This is a genomic window from Flavobacterium sp. NLM (assembly GCF_002210235.1).
In the GTDB taxonomy this organism is placed as follows: Bacteria; Bacteroidota; Bacteroidia; order Flavobacteriales; family Flavobacteriaceae; genus Flavobacterium; species Flavobacterium panici.
Genome location: NZ_LIAC01000001.1, coordinates 206681 through 232133, shown reverse-complemented (window position 1 = coordinate 232133; position 25453 = coordinate 206681). Strand labels below are relative to the sequence as shown.

The 25453-nt window shown below is 35.6% G+C and carries 10 protein-coding genes; 3 read left to right on the top strand and 7 right to left on the bottom strand.

Translation table 11 applies throughout. The features are described 5' to 3' along the window. Positions 1-14: 14 nt before the first annotated feature. From APR43_RS00950 to APR43_RS00930, 5 genes are all read right to left on the bottom strand, one after another. The gene (locus APR43_RS00950) at positions 15-3158 is read right to left on the bottom strand and encodes a SusC/RagA family TonB-linked outer membrane protein (RefSeq protein WP_240514905.1); all 3144 of its coding nucleotides are present in this window, start codon (positions 3156-3158) and stop codon (positions 15-17) included. Positions 3159-3725: 567 nt separating this feature from the next. Beyond that, positions 3726-4709 (bottom strand): glycoside hydrolase family 43 protein, encoded by a 984-nt coding sequence (locus APR43_RS00945; protein ID WP_053470478.1) that lies wholly within the window; start codon positions 4707-4709, stop codon positions 3726-3728. A gap of 51 nt (positions 4710-4760) precedes the next feature. Continuing rightward, positions 4761-7115 (bottom strand): GH92 family glycosyl hydrolase, encoded by a 2355-nt coding sequence (locus tag APR43_RS00940; RefSeq protein ID WP_053470477.1) that lies wholly within the window; start codon positions 7113-7115, stop codon positions 4761-4763. Positions 7116-7161: 46 nt separating this feature from the next. Beyond that, positions 7162-9327: a TIM-barrel domain-containing protein gene (locus tag APR43_RS00935; RefSeq protein ID WP_053470476.1), complete on the bottom strand. Its 2166-nt coding sequence runs from the start codon at positions 9325-9327 to the stop codon at positions 7162-7164. A 186-nt stretch (positions 9328-9513) separates the two neighbouring features. Further along, a complete protein-coding gene (locus APR43_RS00930; protein ID WP_053470475.1) occupies positions 9514-10563 on the bottom strand; it encodes a family 43 glycosylhydrolase in 1050 nt (349 codons plus the stop codon). A gap of 409 nt (positions 10564-10972) precedes the next feature. On the opposite strand from APR43_RS00930, the gene APR43_RS00925 reads away from it, so the two are divergent. After that, positions 10973-14923, top strand: coding sequence for a hybrid sensor histidine kinase/response regulator transcription factor (locus APR43_RS00925; protein WP_053470474.1), 3951 nt, complete (start codon positions 10973-10975; stop codon positions 14921-14923). 70 nt (positions 14924-14993) lie between these two features. Here the strand turns inward: APR43_RS00925 and APR43_RS00920 are convergent, their stop codons facing one another. Further along, positions 14994-16310, bottom strand: coding sequence for a sugar porter family MFS transporter (locus APR43_RS00920; RefSeq protein ID WP_053470473.1), 1317 nt, complete (start codon positions 16308-16310; stop codon positions 14994-14996). Positions 16311-16521: 211 nt separating this feature from the next. Between APR43_RS00920 and APR43_RS00915 the strand changes: the two genes are divergently transcribed. Together APR43_RS00915 and APR43_RS00910 are read left to right on the top strand one after the other, a co-directional pair. Beyond that, positions 16522-19008, top strand: coding sequence for a beta-glucosidase (locus tag APR43_RS00915; protein ID WP_053470472.1), 2487 nt, complete (start codon positions 16522-16524; stop codon positions 19006-19008). A gap of 41 nt (positions 19009-19049) precedes the next feature. Continuing rightward, positions 19050-22244 (top strand): glycoside hydrolase family 2 TIM barrel-domain containing protein, encoded by a 3195-nt coding sequence (locus APR43_RS00910; RefSeq protein ID WP_205720320.1) that lies wholly within the window; start codon positions 19050-19052, stop codon positions 22242-22244. 84 nt (positions 22245-22328) lie between these two features. Here APR43_RS00910 and APR43_RS00905 read toward each other — a convergent pair whose 3' ends face one another. Then, complete coding sequence (locus tag APR43_RS00905; protein ID WP_053470471.1) at positions 22329-25031, bottom strand: glycoside hydrolase family 78 protein; 2703 nt, start codon at positions 25029-25031, stop codon at positions 22329-22331. Positions 25032-25453 lie beyond the last annotated feature (422 nt).

Genomic DNA, 25453 nt, shown 5'->3' with positions numbered 1-25453 from the left:
AATTTCTTTTTAAATTATAGTCCGATTGATAATCCAAAAAGGACTGATTTTGTTGATGGATATTTTAAACCATTTCCTGTATCCAATTCCGGATCCCATAGTTTAAAATTAGAAGCGTACCATAAATTATTTCCGCTGATGTAAATTCTTAATCCTTGCAGATAGAATCTTTCAATTAGTTTTTTATCTAATGTATATCCAACTTCCATCGTTTTTAAACGTCCAAAACTCATGTCTTTTTTCCACCATGTTGAGGCAACTGAATTGTTTACGTTAGGGCCATAACTTAATCTTGGCCAAAACACATCCTGACTTGGATTTTCTTCTGTCCAGCGATCGTTGTAATTAGAATAAATATTTCCTAAAGTTCCTGTTCCGCTTCCCGGAATAAAGTTCGCTCCGCCAATGATGCGCTCCGATTTGGCTACACCCTGAAAGAAAAAGCTAAAATCGAATTGTTTGTATTTTAAATTGTTTCCAAAACCGTACACAATCTGAGGATCTGTTGTTCCGCCAATAAAACCTTCGTCTAAACCGCTGATGATTCCGTCACCGTTTCTGTCTTCATATTTAATATCACCCGGACGTAACGCTGTACCAAAAGTTGGAATTGGCAGTCCCGGCGCTAAAACTCCCGGCGATGTAAAATCTTCGTTCGTATATAATCCTGTTGCAGTATAACCGTATAAAGTATTGTTTTGAATTCCTGTTCCAGAACGGTAAGTCCCTTTTACGGCTTCGGCTTCGTCTCTTTCTGTTACTTTGTTTTCAACAAAAGTGAAGTTCGCACGCCAGCTCATAAAGAAATCCGGAGTTACCTGTTTATTGATATTAAGACCTATCTCGATTCCTTTATTTTCCATTTTTCCAAAATTGGCCCACGGCGCATTGATAAATCCTGCCTGAGTAGGAACCGTATTTCTTTCTACAAAAATGTCTTTTCTTTTCTCCTGAAATATATCTACGGTTAAGTCCATCATATTCAGTATTCCTAACTCGATACCAATATCAGCTTTTGCCACTTTCTCCCAAGTCAAATCGTTTACTCCAATCTGACCTTCTTCAATTCCTTCAAATTTTACTCCCTGTCCTGTACCAAACCAGTAATCAGAATTGTTATTATCGCTGATTGTAGTTAAGTAAGCAAACCTTCTGTTGGCTCCAATGTTGTCATTTCCAACTAATCCATAAGAACCACGAAGTTTGATTTTATTAAAAATATCTTTAACAGGTTCCATAAATTTTTCTTCAGATGCAATCCATCCCAAGGCTACAGAAGGGAAAAATCCGTATCGGTTTCCTTTTGCGAAATTTTCTGATCCGTTGTAACCAAAGTTAAATTCCCCAATATATTTTCTATCAAAAGTATACGAAGTTCTTCCCGCTAATCCCTGATGTTTAAAAGCTTGTGGCGCTGTTCCATCATTATAACTATCCTGATTGTACAATAAAAGTCCGCTTAAATCATGTTTCCCGAAAGTGCGGTTATACGTTGTATTCGCTTCCAGATAAACACGTCTGTTACCAAACTCCGCCGATCTTTCATAACCAAGATATTCCTGTCCATAAGCCTGAACCGTTCCATGAATTAAACTTCCGTCAAGGTCTCTTTGAGTTGCTACATTATAATAATCCGGTGATTTACCACGTGTGATTCTGTTTTCTGAATAAGAGTCAAACGAATAAGTAAATTTTGCTTTTAAACCCGGTGTAATAATATCTTTGAAATCCTGCTCTAACGATACCAGACTTTCAATCTTACTTCCGCCTTGTCTGTAATATCCTTGCTGCGTACTCATCGCCCATGGATTTTCACGTGCAAAAACTCTCGGAATAGTCCCGTCTGAGTAAATAGCAGGATGAACAAACGGTGTTGTTTCAAATGCTGTGTTGAATAAAGCATCTGTACTGCTGTTTCCTTTTTGAAGGTTTTGCAAAAATCCTCCAATATTTACTCTTAATAAAGTTGTTTTAGATACGTTAACATCGACATTGGTACGAACGTTTGCTCGGTTTAAGTTTGTTTCAGAATCGTAGGTTTGTTTTGGATCTGCGGCAAGGATTCCTTTTTCGCTGTAATAAGAAGCGGTTAAGGCATATCTTAAAATTTCTGATCCTCCGGCAACATTTAAATTTGATCTTGATGTAAAAGCATAATCTTTAGTTATGGCATCAACCCAATTTACATCTGGATATAAATCCGGATCGTATTTGTTTTCTGTTTTTGAAATACGGTCTTCAGAAAATAAAAGCGGTTTTCCCTGCTCTACCGCCAATTCATTTAAAAGTCGCATATAAGGGCCTGCTTTAATGAACTCCGGTAATTTTGTAGGTTCCTGAATCGAATATTCTGTTCTTACCTGAATTCTTGGCGCACCAACAAAACCTCTTTTGGTATTAATCAAAATAACTCCGTTTGCTCCTCTCACTCCGTATACAGCACTTGCGGCCGCATCTTTTAAAACAGAGAAAGATTCTATTTCTGAAGGATCAAGATCGTTAAGGTTTCTTTCGATTCCGTCTACCAATACAAGCGGATTAGTTCCTCCTTTAAATGTAGAGATTCCACGAATCTTAATATCAGATTGATCATAGCCCGGTTCACCAGAACGCTGTACGGCCATAATTCCCGTAATCTGACCTGCAAGGTTGTTTCCTAATGTACGTGCCGTTCCTACTTGCAATAACGAAGGCTTTATAGTTCCAATCGCTCCTACAACCGAGGCTTTTTTCTGTGTACCGTAACCTACAACTACAACGGCCTGAAGGTCGCTGGTTTCGTCTACCATGGTTACGGTTATTGTTTTGCCATTATTTAAAGGTTTTTCGACCTCTTTCATTCCAATAAATCTAAATACAAGTATCGCTTGCGGAGAAGATACTGTAATGGTAAAAGTTCCGTCAAAGTCTGCCGTGACTGCATTCTTAGTACCTTTTTCAATCACGGTAGCACTGGGTAATGCTAATCCTTTTGAATCAATTACTTTTCCGGTAATTTTTACGGGGTTTTGAGAATTACCATTTTGTGCATAACTGGTCTCTGCAAAGAGCGCCAGGAACAATAAAAAAATCAATCCGGCACTCCTAAACTTTATTTTACCCGGGGTAAAAAAGCTTAAAAGATTGGATGACATTTTCCAAGTCGTTTTAATTTCCATTTGGTTAATTTTTTTGGTTGGTTAAAAGTTAGTTTTATCGAATTAAAAATTCATTCTAAAGATTTTTTGAAGTGCCCTTTAAAAAAAATAAGATTAATCTTGTAAATACAAATAATAGATTATACCCTCTTATTTTTTAATAGATGATAAAATATCATATACTTTTTTATTGATACTTCAATTTATCTCTTAAAAATTTCATTTTAATTTTTGACCAAATTAGCGCATTGGTAACATTATTTTAATCCCATTTCGTGTCATAATTGTGTTCAAATGATTCACGAGACCTTGAAAACACTGAAATTTAGAAATGTGAGACGAAATGGATTGTTAATTATAAAATGTAAATTGTGAATTGGTAATTTTGGGTTTGTGAGTTGTAAATTATAAGTAAGTAATTACAGCTAAAAACTATAATTTGTGAATGTGATATTTGAGACGCAGAATGATTTCAGAATAAGTATTATTAAGGAATAAAGACTAACACAAATCATAACTCAAAACTTTCAAAGCAAAAAAATAACGCATCACTGCGTTATTTTTACGTTCTACAACTATCACTAAAAATTATTTAATCACATTAGCTTTTACGCCTTCGTTGGTGATAACAACGGGTTTAATAAAACCATTTTCATCAAAATGCATTTCTTCAATGCAGGTTTCTCTGGAGTTTCCATCGGTTTCTGTGAGTGGTCTTCGGTGGTAAACTATAAAATACTGGTCAGAATCTGTTTTTTTAATAACGGAATTATGCCCCGCGCCATTGGCAATTTTAAAATCTTGTTCCAGGATTTTTCCAATTCTTTTAAACGGTCCCATTGGCGAATCGGCGATGGCGTAGGCTACGCAATAATCGGGACCTGTCCAGCCACCTTCTGACCACATAAAGTAATATTTATTATTTCTGATAAACATGAAAGGGCCTTCAACATAATTCTCGGGCGTAATTTCTTTAAAAACCGTTTTATCTTCAAAAGGAATAAAACCGGTAAAATCAGGTTTTAGTTTGGCAATATTACAATGTCTCCATCCGCCATAAATTAAATAATGCTGTCCGTCTTTATCCCTAAATACAAACTGATCAATTGGTTGCGCACCATTATAAAATTTATCAACGAGCGGTTTTCCTAAATAATCTTTAAAAGGGCCTTCTGGTTTTGAGGCAACGGCAACACCAATTCCGCCAATTTCATTATCGCTCTGAATATCATTTGCGCCAAAAAACAAAAAGTATTTGTTTTTATTTTTAATAATCGATGGCGCCCACATTGCTTTTTTTGCCCATTTAACTGCCGAAGTATCTATAATTCTGGGATGTTTTGTCCAATTGGTTAAATCTTTTGATGAAAAAGCATCCATAAAAACCTGATCTTCATAACGGGCAGAAAATGTCGGATAAACCCAATAGGTTTTATCAAAAATAATTCCTTCAGGATCTGCATACCAGCCTTTAAATATGGGATTATTGTTTTTTTTCTGATTTGAAACTGTTTCTTGTGCGATTGTTTTTGTGCACGAAATAAGCAGCAGAAAATATAATACTTGTTTCATAACATTTGGTTTGGTTTAAGGTTAGTTACAGCAATTTACGAAGTTTAACAATTAATTAGACCACGTATCTGCCGGATTTGAATCTACTTTCATATTTAAAGTTCCTCCTTTTTTAATGGATTCTAAGTCAATTGAAAGCTGCTTTAAGTCAGTATTATTCAGTTTTACTTCTTGTAAATAAATATTCGTTTTAGAATTATTTTTCACGTCAATAACAAAATTAGTATTGCGCGTTTTTCCTAATTTCTTAATGGTGATTTTATCAAACAAAGGACTTCCAATTTGAAATGACGGGTTAATATCAGTTAATCCTTTCACATCAAATAATCCAATCGATGACATAACGTACCACGCTCCCAATTGTCCCTGATCTTCGTCCTGACCGTAGCCGTAACCATGAATTCCTTCGGTTCCGTAAAATTCATCGCAAATGGCGTGAACCCATTTTTGTGTGAGATAAGGTTTTCCGGAGAAATTAAAAAGCCATGAAATATGCAGATTAGGTTGATTTCCATGATTGTAAAAACCAGATAATCCAGCAAATGCGTCGATTGTAGTTCCTCCTCCAAAAACATTTTTTTGAGATTTTGTAAAAATAGTATTCAAACGTTCGTTGAAAATATCTTTTCCTAAAACAGAAACCAATTCCGGAACATTATGCGGAACATAAAAAGTATACTGCCACGCATTTCCTTCCTGAAAACCTCTCCACGGCTGCGACGGATCAAAATCTTTTATAAATTCTCCGTTTGCATATTTAGGCCTGATAAATGTTGTTTCCTTATCGTAAATTAGTTTCCATCCGTCGGCTAATTTTATAAGTTTTTCATAGTCCTGCGTTTTGCCCAAAGCTTTAGCAAATTGCGCTACCGCATAAGCACTATAAGAATATTCTAAAGTATGCGAAGCCGAAAATCCTGAACCTTGGGTATTCGTTTGATAATCCATATTATCCAAATACGGCGAATACCCCAGTTCTACAAACTGTTTCACATCCATTTTTCCTGCGCCTTCAATTCTGCCTTTCCATTCTAATTCATTTTTTAGAGCGGTTTCATATCCTTTTTCTACATCAAAATTACGAATGCCAGAATTATAAGCCGAGGCTATTGCAAGTCCGGTAAAGTTTGTGCCTACGCCAGATACATATTTACTATTCGCGATTCCATCACCAAGCCAGCCCGCATCTTTGTATACCAGAATTTGTCCCTGAACCCAGTCTGCATAATATTCAGGATATGCAAGTGCCCATAATTGCGTTAAATTCCAGAATCCTCCCCAAATAGCATCGGTATTATAATAATTGTGCTGCGGTTTTCCTTTTGCATCCAAAGGAATCTGACCTATTTTACCATTGTTCATCGGATACGCGCCGTTGACATCGCTTCCCAGTCCGCGTCCTAATAAAGCGTGGTATAATCCTGTGTAGAATTTAATTTTATCATTTTCGTTTTTACCTTCTACAGCTATCCTTCCTAAATAATCATTCCAAGTTGCAAGACTTTGTTTTTTCGCTGCTGCGAAATTTAAACTCTTGGCTTCCGTTTCAAGATTAAGTCTGGCATTAGCTGCAGATGTATACGATAAACCTATTTTTACGGTAATCATTTCATTTTCTTTAGTGTCAAAAGTGAGGTAAACTCCCGCGCCTTCTCCGGCAATTTCTTTTATATTGGCCTGAATTCCCTGCTTATTGAATGTCCCAAAACCAGTTGGCTTTTTATCTAAAACTGCCGAGAAATACATCGACACCTCGGCTCCAGCCTGATATTTTTTCACATATTCTGGTATGGTAATTACATAACCTTCAATTCTTCCGTCTTCAGTAATCGTAACTTTTGATTCTTTAACAGCACCGCTTTCGCCTTGTCTGTTTCCAATATCAAAAATTATATTCGATTGTGAAGATTTTGGAAAGGTATATCGCTGAAAACCTACACGTTTTGTTGCTGTCAATTCGGCTTTAATTTTATAATCTTTCAACAAAACTGAATAATATCCTGATGTTGCATATTCATCTTTTCGGTCAAATCTCGATCTGTAACCTTCATCAGGGTTTTCAAGGCTTCCCGGTATTGTCTGAAGTTTACCAACAGACGGTGCAAGCACAATACCGCCAACCTGAAATTCGTGCAGACAAGCAAAACCTTCGATAGAAGTATCTCTGTCATCATAACCTGTAGCTTCCCAACCTTGTACATTTCCAAGATGTCCATTTGTAGAAGGTCCCAGTTTTGCAAGTCCAAACGGCATTGCGCCCGGAGTATAAAAAAACCAGCGGCTGTGTGCTGTTCCTATATTCGGATTTACATAATCAGACCACTTTTTTGTCGACTGCCCAAAAGTTGTATTACTGAGGAATGAAAGAACAGTTATAATGCAGAGCTTTACCAGAATGTTTTTCATAATCTAAAATCTTATTATTCTATTTGCTTTTTTATTCTAATGAAATCTACTTTAAAGTAATCGTAATTCCATCTTTAAGAGTTCCATTTCCTGTGTACGTTTTACCGTCAAGTAGTACATTTACAATGATATTTTTTACATCCTTGCTGCTATTTCTTTTCCCAATTTGATCAGAAACCTTAACCACAACAGAATTGTCCTTTCTTTGAGCACTAAAAGTTAACAAAGCGTAATCTTGTTTTTCAAACCCAAAACCGTCTCCTTCATCAAGATACAAATCTCCATTTGCTTTCCCATCTTTATCAAGACATACGAAAAGGCTCAACGGATCGAATGAATTTTCTCCAGCGTTTTGAATAATTTTTCCTGCCGGAATAATACTTCCGCCTTTTATACTCAATTTAGCCTGATATTTATCTTGTTTATCTCCTTCAACTAAACTTAATTTTTCCCAAATTCCTGAAGGGAGTATCGGGTCTTTGGCGAAAGCCGGAACTACCAAAAGATTTTCACCTAATAAAAAGGCCTGTTCTTCGGCTCTCAAACGTGAATCCTGAGAATCTGCAAAAAATACCGGAGCCATAACAGGTAATCCTGTTTGTGAAGATTCATAAAAAAGAGTGTACAAATACGGCAATAAACGGTAACGTCTTTCTAAAGCAATACGTGATGTTTTTTCAATTTCTGCACCATAAGCCCAAGGTTCTTTATCGTTTGTTCCAGCGCAGGCATGTCCGCGTGCAAAAGGCATAAAAGCTCCAAAACCAAGCCAGTTTGCCCATAAATCGCCATCTGTATTGCCAAGGAAACCTCCAATATCCGGTCCGTTAAACGGCTGTCCTGATAATCCCAAAGTAAGGGACATTGGAACCGATAATTTTAAATGATCCCAGCCCGCATAGTTATCTCCTGTCCAGGTTGCTGCATAACGCTGTCCTCCCAATAAATTAGATCTTGTAAGCAGGAAAGGACGCTTTGATGGATTTGCTTTTAAAATTCCGTTATAAGATGCTTCTACCATTAAACGGCCGTAAGCATTGTGATACAACAAATGAGAACCTTGTGGTAAATTTCCGCCTCCTTTATGCGGTGTGTCATATGGCATTGTTCCCAAACGTTTGTCTTCTGGGAAGTCATTATCATTTACGGCAGGTTCGTTCATATCGTTCCAAACGCCGTCAATTCCTGTTGCTAAGAAATCTTTGTAAAGTCCGCCCCACCAATTTCTTGTTTTCGGACTTGTAAAATCAGGAAAAGCACAATCTCCCGGCCATACTTTACCGTGATATTCTTCTCCGTTGTTTTGCTTCACCCAAACATCACTTTGTGTTCCCGAATTATAAACAGCATAATCTTTATCTACTTTTACCCCAGGATCGATCATATAAACAGCACGGAAGCCTTTTTTATGCAAATTATCATTTAAAACTTTAGGATTTTTGAATCGAATACTGTCAAAAGTAAAAACTCTGTAACCCTGCATATAATCAATATCCATCCAGATTACGTCGCACGGAATTTTCTTTTCTCTAAAAGTATCGGCGATTTCCATAACACGTTTTTCGCTGTCATAAGAAAATCGACATTGGTGATATCCTAATGCCCAGCGAGGCGGTAATTTTATAGTTCCCGTTAATTCTGAAAGCCCTTTTATAACTTCCTGAGGTGATTTTCTATCAATAATATAAACTCTGAATAAAGCGCCTTCAGAATTATAAATAATCTGATTTGAGTTTGTAATTAATTCCGCTTTCCATGTACTGTCAAAGATAATTCCGAAAGCAGAACCATCTGCACGAACTCCCATAACCCACGGATGTGTTTGATACAATCTTTTTCCGCCTTCAACGCTGTAAGCTCCGGTATCAGTATTCCATAATTTTATCGATTGTCCGTTGCGCAACAACGGGCCTGTAACTTCTCCTCCGCCATAAAGACTTACATCGCCTTTAAGATTAAGAACGGCACTTGCTTTTTCATTTTTGAAAGTAAATTCAGGAACCAGCGACCAGTCTGATGGAAGCTTTCCTTTTGCTTTTGGTTCAGAAGCAAGAATTAACGATGGCGTTTTGTTTTTATCAAATCCTTTAGGAATAAATTCTGCAATTCTGTTCCCGACTAATGAAGATTTTAATACTGAAATTTCCTGAGCAGTTGTTGTGGTTATTCCTGCTGCAATAAAAAAGGAAAATAAGATAGGTTTTAAATTCATGTTAGTAAGTTAAATGTTATAAACGGTTATGAATCAACATATGCGAATATACTAAAACGTTTTAGTATATTTATAAAAATATTGACAAATTTTGTGTTTTTCAATTATAAGCTATGAACTGCCTTTTGTCCCGTCGAAAAATGACAAGCCAAAAGGCAGTTTTATTTTGTATTAAATTTAGCGCTCTTACATAGCCGGAATAGCCAATACAGCTTCTTCTGACATTGGATCTCCAATTACCGGATTTCCGCTTTTATCCCATTTGATCTGCTGCATTCTTGGTGATCTTTTTTCGCCGCAGCCTTCTCCCGGATTAGAATTAGCATGGTATAAAATCCAGTCTTCTTTGCCGTTTGGCGATTTAAAAAACGAATTATGTCCCGGTGCATAAACCTTATTTTTATCGGATTGACCTAAAATAGGCTTATCCGATTTTACCCATGCCGAAGCATCCAGTAAATTATCTTTTCCTGTAAAGGTTAAAAGTCCTAAACTATAATTGTCTGTCCAACATCCGCTTGCAGAAAAAACGATAAAAACTTTATTTTTATGAGATAAAAATTGAGGGCCTTCGTTTACGTTTACCTGCGGCGGATTTACATCGTCATGCAATGCACCAAATAATTCCCAAGGATTTGACGGACTTGAAATTCGTACTCTGTCTCCGTCAATTTGGGTCGGGTTTTTCATTTTGGCAATATAAATATTCTGCTGTCCGTTGGTATCTCCCTCCCAGCCAGACCAAATCATGTACAGCTGTTTTTTATACGTAAACACATTTCCGTCAATAGCCCATTTATCTGTTTCGGCTGCAATTTTTCCTTTAAAAACCCATTCTCCTTCCATCGGATTTTTCGAATCATTTTCTAAAACATACATTCGGTGTGTATTGTTAGAACCGTTGTCAGCAGCAAAATACACGTACCATTTGTTGTTGATGAAATGAAATTCCGGCGCCCAGATTTCAGCAGAATAATCGGTGTTTTTAGGCGCAATCCAAATGGTTTTCTTTTCGGCATTTTTTAAATCCGCCAGATTTTTAGATTTTAAAAGCACCAAACGATCCTGCATGGTGTGCGTGTAGTAATAATAGCCATCATGATACGTACTGTAAGGATCTGGTCCATAATCCAGAATAGGATTCGAAAAGGTTTGCTGCGCCGATGCAATATTGCCTGCGATACCAAACAACATTAACAACAGTGTTTGTTTTAGTATGGATTTTTTTCTTTTCATAAATAACTTTTGGTGTTTTTTTGATCCATTGCTGGTCGTTTTTGTTTTTGGTTTTTAGGTTAGATTATTTGATATGATTTTAAAAAATAACTTTTAAGAATTTCATTTGTATTATTAAAAATATAAGTAATATTGCAATCGCTCTATTGCTGTTTATTTTGAGTCCTTTCAAAATATTTTGCTTATTTTTCAACAATTCCATAATTTATATATTAAAAAAATATCAATTTAATTTTTGACCAAAGTAGCACACAGCTCACTTTATTTTTATCTCATTTTGTTTCACAATTGTGTTCAAATGGTTCAAATACCCTTTAAAAACAAGGCAAAAGCGAGATAAAAATCAAAATGAATGCTTGTGACACAAAAGGGGAAACTATTTTTATAAAAAATTAATAAAGACATATACATGCAGCGTTTTTTAAAACTTGGGACATTAACTTACTTTTTCTTTTTGTCTACTACCATTTTTAGTCAGGAATATTATTTTAAACATTATAAGGTCGAAAACGGAATGTCTAACAATACCGTTTTGGCTTCTATTCAGGACAAAGACGGATTTTTGTGGTTTGGTACCAAAGATGGTTTGAACCGTTTTGACGGTTATCATTTTAAAACCTTCCGAAGCGGCGCCGATCCTAAAACTTCCTTAGGAATAAATTACATTCAGTCGCTGCATGAATTCAAAAATTATATCTGGGTAGGAACTGATAAAGGATTGTATTCTTATGATAAAAAACTGGAGAAATTTACCTTTATAAATGAAGCGATCAACAACCGTATTAATGATATTGATAATGATTTAAAGAATAATTTATGGTTTATTTCTATTGGAACATTAATAAAATATAATGTTGACACGAAAGAAACCAGAATGTTCGACGGCAGAAATTCCTTTTATGCCACTTCGATAACCTGTGATAAAAATGGTGTGATCTGGGTTTCTTCTTACGATGATTTATACCGATATTCTGAAGCGACTCAGAGTTTTGATAAGATTAAGGTGCAAATGCCCAACAGTACTTTTTCAATCTCTGTAATTTATGCTTTAGATGCCAACTCCATTTTAATTGGAACGCGTGATCACGGTATTTACAAATATGATGTCGCAACGGGAAAAACTGCACCTTTTATCAATGATGTCGAAAAACCGGTTTTTGTCCGTCAGTTTAAAAGAAATAAAAATGAATTGTGGATTGCCAGCGAATCCGGTGTTTATATTTATAATTTAAAAGATAAAACAACCCGAAATCTACGCAAAAGTCCGAGTGATCCTTACGCCATTTCAGACAATGCGGCGTATTGTATTACGATTGATAAAGAAAACGGTGTCTGGATTGGGACTTATTTTGGCGGTGTCAATTATCATCAAAAACAATACGATCAGTTTAAGAAATATTTCCCGCGAAAAAGTGAAAATGCCATTGTTGGAAGTGCCGTTAGGGAAATTCACAAAGACGATCAAGGGAATCTCTGGATTGGTACGGAAGATGCCGGAATCAACAAGTTTAATTTGCAGACTAAGAAATTTGTAAATTTTAAACCCGACGGAACAAAATCAGGACTTTCGTTTTATAATATACACGGCGTTTTACCCAGAGGTAATAAAATCTGGATTGGAACTTTTGAACACGGACTGGACGTTATGGACGCTGCAACCGGAAGGGTTATCAAACATTATGACCATACGACAAGCAGTTTTAAAAGTGATTTTATTGTTACGTTTTACGAAACTCCCGATAAGAAATTATACGTAGTAACATCTGTTGGAATTTATTTGTATGATGAGAAAAATGACAGTTTTAAAATCTGTGATTATTTTTCAGAAAGCACACATTTTAACTGTATGTTTAACGACAAAGACGGGAATTTATGGGCAGGATCTTACCGCGACGGATTGTTTTATTATAACCCAAAAACGAAAGAAAAAGCAGTTTACAGACACGATTTTAAAGAGGATAAAAGTATCAGCAATGACTTTATTACTTCGATTTTTCAGGACAAGCAAAACAACCTTTGGATTGCAACCGAAAATGGTTTGAATTTATTTGATTTTAAAACGAAAGCATTCAAAAAATTTACGACTAAAGATGGTTTTTCGAGCAATGTGATCTATTCTATTTTACAAGATGAAAATCAGAATTTATGCATTACCACTTCAAAAGGTTTAGTCAAATTTAATTATAAAACAAAAGCGGTTAAAATCTTCACGACAGCAAACGGTTTATTGAGCGATCAGTTTAATTACAGCTCTGCTTTCAGGGATTCAAATGGCGATATGTATTTTGGGAACCTGAACGGGATGATTAGTTTTAATCCTAAAAATTTCAGCACTTACAAATACAATCCTCCTATTTTCATCACGGGACTTCAAATTAATAATCAGGATGTAATTGTAAATGATAAAGATTCTCCGCTTGATGAATCTGTTTCGTATATCAAAAAAATTACCTTAAAAAATTATCAATCTAATTTTAATATCGATTTTGCTTCGTTAAGTTATACTGCACCCGAACTTACACAATACTGGTATAAACTGGACGGCATCAGCGATGACTGGGTTTATCTGAATAAAAACAATAAAGTGTTTTTTACGGAACTTCCTTCCGGTAGCTATAAATTCAGGGTAAAATCGTTAAGCGCTGGCGGAATCTGGAGTAAAGAAGCTGTGGTAGAAATTACTATTTTACCGCCATTTTGGGCAAGCGGTTATGCTTTTTTCTTTTATTTTTTAATTATTGCGGGATGTCTTTACTGGCTTTTGCGTAGATATCATCATATGAATATCAAGGAAAATAACCAGAAAATTGCCAATCTGAATAACGAGAAAGAGAAAGAAATTTATCATGCTAAGATTGAATTCTTTACGAATGTAGCGCATGAAATACGAACGCCTTTAACGCTGATTAAAAGTCCGTTAGAAAGCTTACTAAAAAGAACGTACGAGTCTCCGGAAATTATACCGAATTTATCCATAATGGAGAAAAATACTTCCCGTTTATTGAATTTGGTTAATGAACTTCTGGACTTTAGAAAAACAGAAATGGAAGGTTTGGGATTAACTTTTGTGGAAACAAATATTTCATTATTAGTGAGACAATTACATTCGCAGTTTACACCTTTAATTGAAGAAAGAAATATTCATCTGGAATTAGAATTGGGCGAAAAAAACATCTACGCTTTTGTTGATGAAGAAGCCATTCGAAAAATCCTGACCAATTTAATTAGCAATGCCATTAAATATGCTAAAAAAGAAGTGATTATTACTTTGTTCCGAGATGAAGATTCACTGGAATTTATCGTTAAGAACGATGGAAATTTAATTCCGAAAAGTCTTAAAAGTAAAATTTTCGAACCTTTCTTTAGAATTCTAGGTTCTGAAACACAAACCGGAACCGGAATTGGATTGTCTCTTGCCCACTCTTTAACGGAACTGCATAACGGAACTTTAAAACTGCAGTTTGTAGACGATTCGATGAATACGTTTGTTTTGCGACTGCCGCTGCGTCAGCAAAGCGAATTTCATTTGTATAAAGATTCCGCTGATACGGTAAAAGATAATAATGAAGAATTTGAAAATGAGATTACGGCTAAAAACGTAAAAACCCAAATCCTTATTGTGGAAGATAATCTGGAACTGCTCAATTTTATGAGTAAAGAATTGAGTAAAGAATATAAAATTTATAAAGCTGCAAACGGTGAAGAAGCTTTAAAGATTATTCACAATCAAACAATTCATATTGTCATAAGCGATATTACAATGCCTGTAATGGACGGAATTGAATTGTGCAGCCGTATTAAATCTAATATCGAAACCAGTCATATTCCGGTAATTTTACTGACTGCTTTAAGTGCGATCCAAACACGTATTAAAGGTCTGGAATCCGGAGCTGATGCTTATATTCCGAAACCATTTTCAATGGATTTTATTCTGGCACAAATTGATAATTTACTATCAAACAGACGCCACGTTATGGAGTATTATGCGAGTTCTCCGCTGTCACATTTAAAATCTATTGCTCATAATACCATCGACGAAGAATTCATTAAAAAACTGGATGATATTATCGATCAAAATATGGCTGACACGAATTTAAGTGTTGAATCTCTTGCCGATATTCTGCATATGAGCCGCTCGACTTTATATCGAAAAATCAAAGACATTTCGAACCTAAGTCCAAACGAGTTGATTAATAACGCCCGTTTGAAAAAAGCTGCAGAATTACTGCTTTCAGGAAAATACAAAGTGTATGAAATTGCGGAAATTGTAGGCTACAATTCGCAGTCAAGCTTCAGCAGAAATTTCCAAAAAAGCTTCTCGATGTCGCCATCGGAATTTATTAACGCAAATGAAAATTAATTGTTAATGGTTAATTGTTAATGGTTAGTTGTTTTTCCATAATTAACAACTAACCATTAACAATTAACCATTATTTTAGAATTGTTTCCTGAAGTTCTTCCAGCGTTTTTCCTTTGGTTTCCGGCATCATGAAAATGACAAAAAACAACTGAAATACCATCATAATGGCGAAAATCAAAAACACGGCGGCTGCTCCAATTGTAGAGAATAAAAACGGAATCATCGACGGAATAATAGCAGCCAAAACCCAATGCGTGGAGGAACCAAATGCCTGACCGCTGGCTCTTAAATGGTTTGGAAAAATTTCTGAAATAAAAACCCAAATTACCGCACCTTGTCCTATAGCGTGTGAAGCTATAAATAAAAACAGAAAAATTGGAACCTGCAGACCTTCCCACTTAAAGAAAAATGCCGCTGCAACCAACCCTAAGGAAATTATATAGCCGATTGATCCTATGTACATCAAAATTTTTCTTCCTAAAACATCAATTAAAAAAACACCGAAAAGGGTAAATACCAAATTCGTTATTCCGATGCCTACGCTGCTCATTAAAGCGGCACTTTCGCCCAATCCTGCTTCTGCAAAAATTCTTGGAGCATAATACAAAAAAGCGTTAATCCCCGAAAATTGATTGAATACAGCAATTAGAAATGCTAATAGCAGCGGAAATCGGTATTTCTTTAAAAATATAGTTTCGCCTTTGTTGTTTTCATTATCGTTTCCCAAATGCATTTCGTGCAGTAAATCTTCAATTTTGGCGTTAGGATCTATTTTTTCCAAAACTGTTTTAGCATCCGAAATTCTGGATTTTGAAAGCAGCCATCTCGGACTTTCGGGAATTGTAAATACAACAATCGTATAAAAAAATGCCGGAAAAGCCATTATTCCAATCATCCATCTCCAGGCATTTTCGCCCGCATCACGCAGTAAATAATTAGATAAAAACGCCATTAAAATTCCCAAGACAATATTAAACTGATAGAGCGAAACCAAACGTCCTCTGTCTTTTGCCGGAGCAATTTCAGAAACATAAGCCGGAGCCGCAATAGTTGATGCGCCAATTCCTAATCCGCCTAAAAATCTAAAGAAAGCAAAAGTCCACGGATCATTTGCTAACGAAGAACCTATTGCCGAAACGAGGAATAAAATACCAATCCAGATCAGCGTTTTTTTACGTCCTAATTTATTAGTTGGAATACCGCCAAAAATAGCTCCCACAACCGTTCCCCAAAGTGCCATTGCCATAACAACAGAACCATGAAAAACATCTGATGTATGCCATAATTCCTGTAGTTTAGTATCTGCACCAGAAATCACAACGGTATCAAAACCAAATAAAAAACCGGCCAATGCGGCGGTAACAGACCATAATAGTATTTTATTCATAATAAGTATTTGTTAGTATCATCCATATAAAAACTCACAAAAAACTATAGTAACTAAAAAAAATTACATAATTTTTTATCAAATGTAAAAAAAATATTTTCAAATACTAAAACGTTTTAGTATTTTTATTGAATTATTAAATGTCTAATTTTTCAAAACCAAAAAATTGCTGTTCAACAAAACTTAAAACTACTACCGCAAAATAAACCACATGAAAAAAACAATTATCATAGGCTTGTTAACCACAACATTTGCCTTGAATGCACAAGTCTACAAAGACCCCAAAGCGCCCGTTGAAGAGCGGGTCAAAGATTTACTCGGCCGCATGACGCTGGAGGAAAAAGTAAATTACATAAACGGTACCAACTGGATGTATACCAAAGAAATCAAACGGTTAGGAATTCCACAATTTAAAATGAGTGACGGCCCTGTAGGAACTAAATCCTACGGAAAAAGCACTGCCTACCCTGCCAGCGTAATGAATGCTGCCACATGGAATACCAGTTTGGTTTACGATCTGGGCGTTGCATTAGGAAGGGATTCACGTTCCAGAGGTATCAATTTTCTTTTAGGGCCTGGCGTAAATATTGCACGCGCGCCAATGACGGGACGTAACTTTGAATATTTGGGAGAAGATCCGTTTCTCTCAGCAGCGTTAGCCGTTAATTATATAAAAGGAGTTCAAAGTCAGCGTGTGGTGGCAACTGTAAAACATTTTGCCGCTAACAATCAGGAATACGATCGAAATTTTGTTTCTTCGGATATTGATGAACGAACCCTTCAGGAAATCTATCTACCTGCTTTTAAAGCCGCGGTTCAAAAAGCAAAAGTCGGCGCAGTTATGAACAGTTATAATTTGCTAAACGGCGAACATACTTCGCAAAATGCCCATTTGAATTTAGATATTCTAAAAAAAGACTGGAAATTCGACGGCATTTTAATGTCTGACTGGGGCGGCGTTCATGACGGAATCGCTGCATTTAAAAACGGAACAGATCTCGAAATGCCGGGCGATGAACATATGCTTCCAACATTACTTTTGCCCGCTTTAAAAAATGGTGAAATTCAGGAAACAACTTTAAATGATAAGGTTTCACGAATTTTAAAAGTTTGTTTCAGCTACGGTTTTTTTGACCAAAAACAAACTGATGAAAGTATTCCGAAAGATGATCCTAAAAGTGCCAAAGTTGCTTTAAAAATAGCTCAGGAAGGAATTGTTCTTCTAAAAAATGAGAATAACATTCTCCCTATCAATTTGGCAAAAACTAAAAAAATTGCTTTTATCGGACCAAATGCCAATTCATTTAATGCAGGCGGCGGAAGTTCTCAAACAGAACCTTTTCATTTTAGCTCATATTATAACGGATTTAAAACTGCTGCAAAAAACAGCACTGTAACGTATGCAATGGGGATTCCGAGTTTGAATGCCTTGTCTGAACAATCTGTTTTTTATTTAGAACCGGGTTCTCAAACTGTTGGTTTGAAAGCAGAATATTTCAATAATAAAGAGTTATCGGGAATTCCATTGGAAGTTAGAAAGGATAAAATTGTTGATTTTTCGTGGGTTCAGACTCCAAATGTTATCGGAATGGGTCAGGATAATTTTTCTGTAAGATGGACAGGCGTTATCAAACCAACAAAAACTGCTGTTTATAAATTTGCTGTTCGAGGCGATGATGGCTACAGACTGTTTATCAACGACAAAATTGTGCTGGATTACTGGAGCGATCACGGCCCTATTGAAAAAAATGCTGAACTTACTTTAAATGCTGATACAGAATACAAAGTAAGACTTGAATATTATGAAAATAACGGAGACGCTTCCATAACGTTTGCCTGGTTTGAACCAAAAGAAGAAAATTTCAACGAAGCTATAAAACTAGCTTCCGAAGCCGATATTGCTATTCTCTGCGTTGGTTTTAATCAGCAGATTGAGCATGAAGGAGATGAAAGACCTTTTGAACTTCCGGAAGCTCAGGAAGAATTGATAAAAGTGGTTACAAAAGCAAATCCTAATACTATTGTGGTTTTAAATGCCGGAGGAAATGTGTATATGCAAAACTGGCTTCCAAATATTAAAGGCCTTGTTCATACTTTTTATGCCGGGCAGGAAGGCGGTGCAGCATTGGCGGATATTCTATTGGGAAAAGTAAATCCGAGTGGAAAACTTCCGGTAAGTTTCGAAAAAAACTGGAAAGACAATGCTACTTACAACAATTATTATGATACCGATAATGATAAAAGAGTGCAATACAAAGAAGGTTTATTTGTAGGTTACAGACATTATGATAAAAATAATATTGAACCGCAGTTTGCTTTTGGTTTTGGATTATCTTACACGAGTTTTCAATACAGCGATCTTAAAGTTTCCATACAGCAAAACGAGGGTAAAATATCTGCTAATGTTACTTTTAAGGTAAAAAACACAGGGAATGCAGATGGCGCAGAAGCGGCACAATTATATGTTCGCGATATCATTTCTCCAGTCGAAAGACCTGTGAAAGAATTAAAAGGATTTAGCAAAATGTTTCTGAAAAAAGGCGAAACCAAAGAATTCAAAATAACGCTGGACGAAAGTGCTTTTTCGTATTACAAAACAGCGCTAAAAGATTTTGGTTATGATGCGGGAGAGTTTGAAATTTTAATTGGTGCTTCATCAAAAGACATTCGATTAAAAGAAACTATTACTTTAAATTAATAAACAGCATAATGATAACTAATGACCGAAATTTTAAATTTATGATGCCACCATTATTAAAAAATCAAGCTTCCAAAATTTTATTATTTTTAATTCTGATCCTGAACCAAAATTCAATTTTTGCGTTTCAAAAATTAGAACAAAATTTTTCTGCTCAGGATACTGCCAAAGTTCCAAAAGAAATTGAAGACCCGGAAAACATTGGCATAAATAAAGAAGCTGCTCATGCAACCTTAATGCCTTATGCTTCACTTAAAGAAGCGCTTACAGCTAACCGACACGCTTCTACTTTTAGTAAAAGTTTAAATGGAATGTGGAAATTCAACTGGGTCGACTGGCCGCAAAAACGTCCGGTAAACTTTTACAAAACAGATTACGATGTATCTAGTTGGAAGGAAATAAAAGTGCCTTCGAACTGGCAGATTGAAGGTTACGGAACGCCTTATTACAGCAATTACAATTATATTTTCCAGAAAGACTTTCCAAAAGTTATGAGTACTCCGCCTGAAAAATTTACGGCGTTTCACGAAAGAAATCCTGTGGGAAGTTACCGCCGTGATTTTACCGTTCCCGAAAACTGGAAAGGAAGGCGCATTTTAATCACTTTTGACGGTGTTGATGCGGGTTTCTTTATTTGGGTAAACGGAAAAAAAGTCGGCTACAGCATAAACAGCCGTAATGCCGCAGAATTTGACTTAACGAAATATCTTGTTGCCGGAAAAAATACGCTTGCTGTCGAAGTATATCGTTTTACAACCGGAAGTTATTTAGAAGATCAGGATATGTGGCGATTAAGCGGTATTTTTAGAAATGTAACGCTTTGGAGTACGCCGCAGCAACATATTCGAGATTATTTCATTAAAACAAATCTGGATAAAAATTATAAAGATGCCGATGTTTTGGTCACAACAAAAATTAAAAACTATGGAAATACAGCAACAAAACCCCGCTTTATTGAAGCTGTTCTTTATGATGGAGATAATCCTGTGAGTAAAGCTGCTGGGAAGAAAAATATTCCGGCTTTGAAACCCGGTCAGGAAATTACGGTTGACGTGGCTTTTCATGTCAGTAATCCTAAAAAATGGACTGCAGAAACGCCTTCTCTTTACACAACCGTCATCAATTTAAAAGAAGGAAAAAATACAATCGAAACCTTATCATCAAAAACAGGTTTTAGAAAAATTGAAATTAAAGGCCGATTGTTTACTGTAAATGGCACTGCGATAAAACTGAAAGGTGTTAATCGCCATGAAAACTGGCCAGACGACGGGCATGCCGTTACCGAAGAACAAATGATAAAAGATATTCTTTTAATCAAACAAGCCAATTGTAATCATGTCAGAACGAGTCATTACTCTAATGATCCGCGATGGTATGAATTATGTGATCAATATGGTCTTTATTTAGTTGCCGAAGCCAATGTTGAATGCCACGGAGCGATGAATGAATTTAATGATGAACCGCGAATGAAAGCGGCAATTGTTGATCGAAATGTGGCGAATACAGAAAATTTTAAAAATCATCCTTCGGTATTGATCTGGTCTTTGGGGAACGAAAACGGAACGGGCGGTGTAAACTTTAGAACGGCTCTAAAAACAATTAAGGAAATTGATCCAACCAGACCTACTCATTATGAAGGTTTTGGCATTGCGTTGAATAATCCGGCAGATATTGACAGCCAGATGTATACGGATGTTTTTAATTTAGAAAAACATGCTAATGATGCCTCTTTAAACAAACCATTTTATTTATGCGAATATGCGCATGCGATGTTTAATTCGATGGGTTCTGTAGATATCTACAATGATTTATTTGATAAATATCCGGCTTTACTTGGCGGTGCTATCTGGGAATGGCAGGATCAGGGAATTTATAATAATCGTGATCCTAAACATCCTATAACGGCTTTTGGTGGTGGTTTTGGCGAATATCCAAACGATCAGTATTTTATTCATAAAGGTGTTGTTTTTTCAGATAGATCAATAAAACCACATTATCCGGAATTAAAACATGCATATCAATGGATTTCGATTGTAGATAAAGACAGTAAAAATGGACTTTTCACGATTAAAAACCGTTACGAAACCAAGAACTTAAACAGTCTTACTGCCAAATGGGAATTAACGCAAGACGGCAATTTAAGAGCTTCAGGGGATCTAAAAACCGGTTCTATCAATCCTGGTGAAGAAAAAGAGATCAAAATCCCTTTAGATATTTTGTATAAACCTGGTTCAGAATATTTTTTACGCATTTCATTTGCTCTTGCAGAAGATGAATTATGGGCAAATAAAGGTTACGAAGTAGCTTCACAGCAATTTGAACTTCCGGTAAATATTCCGCCAATTTTACAACATATTGTAGAAGCAGATTTATCTGTAAAAAACAGTAAAAACTTTATTCAGCTTATTGGAAGTAATTTTAAAATTGAATTTGATAAAAACAAAGGGACGTTTTCTAAAATTGAAAAAAACGGTAAAAATCTTTTACAGGAAAACGGAGGACCGCTTTTGCATTTATGGCGCGCACCGCACAGAAAAGATGATATGTGGGCTTATGAAAATTGGGACAAATATGGTTTACAAAACATTAAATGGACAGCAAGCAACATAAAAACGCAAAAAATATCAAGCGGCAGTTTTGAAATTAAAGCGACTTTAACCGGAACGGGCAAACAAAACTTTAGAGTAATACACAACGTTTTTTATACCATTAGCGGAAACGGTTCTATTAAAATCACGAATGATGTGAGTTTTAATGATCCCAATTTAATTTTAGGCCGAATTGGTGTTCGTATGTTTTTAGATAAAGATTTAAACCAATTTGATTATTTAGGACGCGGGCCAATGGAAAATTATCCTGATAGAAAAAGTGGTTTTGATGTTGGTCATTATTACAGTTCTGTAAACGAACAATTAACGCCTTATGAAAAACCTATGGAAGCCGGAAATCATGAAGATGTACGATGGGCAAATGTAAAATCTCAAAATGGTTTAGGTTTAACTGTTAAACAGGGCGATGATTTACTGCAGGTTGCTGCGCTGCCCTACAGCGATGAAGAAATGGAAAATGTAGAATACAAAATAGATTTACCTAAAAGTAAAGGAACTGTTTTGTGTGTTTCGCATAAAACCTTAGGCGTTGGTTCCTGGGGTTGCGGGCCAAAACCTTTAGAACAATATTTGGTTTATGCAAAAGCAACTTCGTTTAATTATGAAATTGATTTGAATTCGAAATAAGAATTTAATCCGTTAACCAGAAATAAAAAAAAGCATTAGTAATCGTTACTAATGCTTTTTTTTATTTTAATAGAATCTAAAGTTTTATTCTTCGGTAATTTTAAAAGAATAAGAACCGGATTTAAGTTGAATCACTTTATATATTCCTTCATTTGCAACATTAATATCTTTTGAATTACAAGTAAAAGTGCTGTTCTTGCCTAAATAAAAACTCGCATTGGAGTTTGGCGGAACAACTACTTTATAAAGTATATTTTTATTTTCCCGTTTCCAGTTTGATACAATTTTTCCGTAAGGAGATATGTGTTCCGATTCAAAAAAATCAAGTCCGTTTACAAAATTTGGTTTTAATAGAATGTGCTTAAAACCCGGTGCATTTTCATCTGGAAAAATTCCGCCCAAACCTTTGTACATCCACGCTCCTATTTCTCCAAACATAATATGATTTAAAGATGCGTCGTTTTTTTCAACATGCAATGGCCAGTTTTCATACAAAGTTGTAGCCCCGTTTTTTATCCAATAACCCCACGAAGGAAAATCTTCCTGTGAAGCAATTTTATACGCAGCATCGGCATAACCGTTTTCGCTTAAAGCATTCAGTAAAGACTTCGTTCCTAATAAACCAACATCCAAATGAAAATTAGTTTCCTGTACTTTTTTATACAGATTATCGGCTACTTTTTGTTTGAATTCATCAGGAACTAATCCCCAATAAAGCGGGCCTGATAATTCGGTTTGTGTTCCGCTCGCATATAAGTTTGTTGACGGATTAAAAAACTCCTGATTGAATGCCGTTTTAATTTTTGCTGCTAATTTAAAATAATGTTCAGCATCGCTTGTTTTTCCTAATAATTTTGCTGTTTTGGCTAAAATCAAAGCATCTGCATAATAATACATTGTCGAAGTCAGCGGTTTAGAACTTTGGCTTTTAACAGGAACCCAATCGCCTAATCCCCAATCTGTAATACCTGTTGGATATTTTTGATCAATCAAATCTACATATTTTTTGATGTTGGGATACATCTTGTTCAGCAAACTGGAATCTCCGTAAAACTCATATATTTTCCACGGAATAATTGCAATCGAACTCGTCCAGTCCGGACCCGTTGCAAATTCATATCCAAAAGCTCCCGGATTTGGGACAATATTAGAAATTCCGCCGTCTGGCTGCTGCTCGTCCTGATGATCGGCAAGCCATTTTTCGTAAATCGTAATGCCGTCAAAATTATATAATCCGGTTTCTACATTGGTTTGCGCATCTCCTGTCCACCCGTTTTTTTCGCGCTGCGGACAATCGGTTGGATAACCAAATAAATTGGCCAAATAACTGCTGTTTGTAGCTTCCCAAATTTTATTAAAAACCTCATTTGAAGTTTTTATTTTTCCGACAGAAGGAACGTCACTGTGCATTTCCAGAGCTAAAAGACAATCCTCATTTAATTTAAAAGGTTTATTTGTGGTTATTTCTACAAATTGAAATCCTTTGTAATTGAATTTTGGAGAAAAACTCTCCTCAGCATTTCCTTTTGCAATATAAATATCCGTTTGAAAAGGATCTGAATTGTCTGTAGGACGATAATGTAAATCGATATTAGAAAGATCAACCATTCCGTTTTGATACAAACGTTCTGCATGTTTTATTCTGAAAATAGTCTTCGGAGCAGCATTTTTTATCGAAAAACGAACGGTTCCTGCAATATTTCTTGGGAATGAAAATACGGTTAAAGTATCATTTACCCGATTAATTTTTGTTGGTTTTAACTGAGCTGTAATCTGGATAGGATGCAATTGCTGCGAAACCAAATTGGATGATGGCGCTTTTACAATTGTAGATTTTTTCCAATTGCTGTCGTCAAAATCAGGTTTGTTCCAATTGCTAATTTCTTTACGGGCATCATAATGTTCGCCTGTATAAATACTGTTGAAAATTACTGTGCTGTCTGCTGTTTTCCAAGTTTCATCGGTAACAATAGTTTCCGTTGTATTATCAGAATAGGTAATTCTGATGTTTACCAAACAACGCGGACGATTTCTCCAAATTGTTTTATCAAACTTCCAAACAGCGGTCGATTGATGGTTGTACCAACCGTTTCCTAATAAAATACCAAAAGCGTTTTTTCCTTTTTGTAATTGCGATGTAATGTCTAAAGTGGCATATAAATTTCGGCTGTCAAATTTTGTAAACATTGGATCGAGCATTCGGTTTCCAATTTTTTTTCCGTTTACATAAAACTCATATAATCCTCCGGCTGTAACATAAACACGAGCTGTTTTTATTGTTTTTGATGTGGAAATTTCTTTTCTGAAATACGGAGCGGGCTTGTAATTTATATCATGAGAATCTGAAATCCAACTTCCTTTCCAATCATTGGGTTGCATCATGGCAGTTTCAAAACGCTGAATTTTTGAAATTTGCAGTTTGTTATTCTGATCCCAAATTTTTACTCTCCAGAAATAAGTGGTAAAAGATTGTAAAGATTCTCCTTTATAAGAAATTAAAATATCTGATGAAATTACTTTTCCGGTATTCCAAACTGTTGCTTTTCCTTTTATTAAAGCGATTGAATCTGTTGCGGTTTCTATTTGATATGCGGTTTGATATACATTATTCTTGTTACCGCTTAACTGCCAGGAAAATCTTGGTTCCTGAACATCAATTCCTAATGGATTTACTAAATGTTCGCATTTGAGATTTACAGGCGTTTGTGAATGGCCTGCAAAACTCATTAACAGAAAAAGGAAAAACAGATATAGCGTTTTATTGATTTTTTTATTCTGTATTATCATTAGGTTTTATTTTTTAATACGTTTTAAAGGTGTAGTCCCTAACGGGACAAAATAATTGCGGTAATTGATGTTTGCTACCGATATAAAATCCCTAACGGGATAAACTAGTCTTATCATATTGCTCCACATATAAAATCCCTTTGGGATAAAACCTCAATTAATTATTTTTTTTAATTGTATTTACTTCAAGACTATTTGTTTAGTCCCTAACGGGACAAATAATTACGGGCATTGATATATTTCTACCGATATTAGATCCCTACGGGATAGCACACAATCGATTGAAATGTTTACAAAAAATTATGCAACATTTTATTTGCTTTGTCCCGTAGGGGATTTAATATCGATAACAACACAAACGCCCAGACTAGTTTATCCCGTAGGGATTTAATATCGGTAGAAATATATCAATGCCCGTAATT

Excerpts from the sequence above, each read along its gene's own strand:
- APR43_RS00950 (WP_240514905.1), bottom strand. The coding sequence starts at position 3,158 with ATGGAAATTAAAACGACTTGGAAAATGTCATCCAATCTTTTAAGCTTT.
- APR43_RS00945 (WP_053470478.1), bottom strand. The coding sequence starts at position 4,709 with ATGAAACAAGTATTATATTTTCTGCTGCTTATTTCGTGCACAAAAACA.
- APR43_RS00940 (WP_053470477.1), bottom strand. The coding sequence starts at position 7,115 with ATGAAAAACATTCTGGTAAAGCTCTGCATTATAACTGTTCTTTCATTC.
- APR43_RS00935 (WP_053470476.1), bottom strand. The coding sequence starts at position 9,327 with ATGAATTTAAAACCTATCTTATTTTCCTTTTTTATTGCAGCAGGAATA.
- APR43_RS00930 (WP_053470475.1), bottom strand. The coding sequence starts at position 10,563 with ATGAAAAGAAAAAAATCCATACTAAAACAAACACTGTTGTTAATGTTG.
- APR43_RS00925 (WP_053470474.1), top strand. The coding sequence starts at position 10,973 with ATGCAGCGTTTTTTAAAACTTGGGACATTAACTTACTTTTTCTTTTTG.
- APR43_RS00920 (WP_053470473.1), bottom strand. The coding sequence starts at position 16,310 with ATGAATAAAATACTATTATGGTCTGTTACCGCCGCATTGGCCGGTTTT.
- APR43_RS00915 (WP_053470472.1), top strand. The coding sequence starts at position 16,522 with ATGAAAAAAACAATTATCATAGGCTTGTTAACCACAACATTTGCCTTG.
- APR43_RS00910 (WP_205720320.1), top strand. The coding sequence starts at position 19,050 with ATGATGCCACCATTATTAAAAAATCAAGCTTCCAAAATTTTATTATTT.
- APR43_RS00905 (WP_053470471.1), bottom strand. The coding sequence starts at position 25,031 with ATGATAATACAGAATAAAAAAATCAATAAAACGCTATATCTGTTTTTC.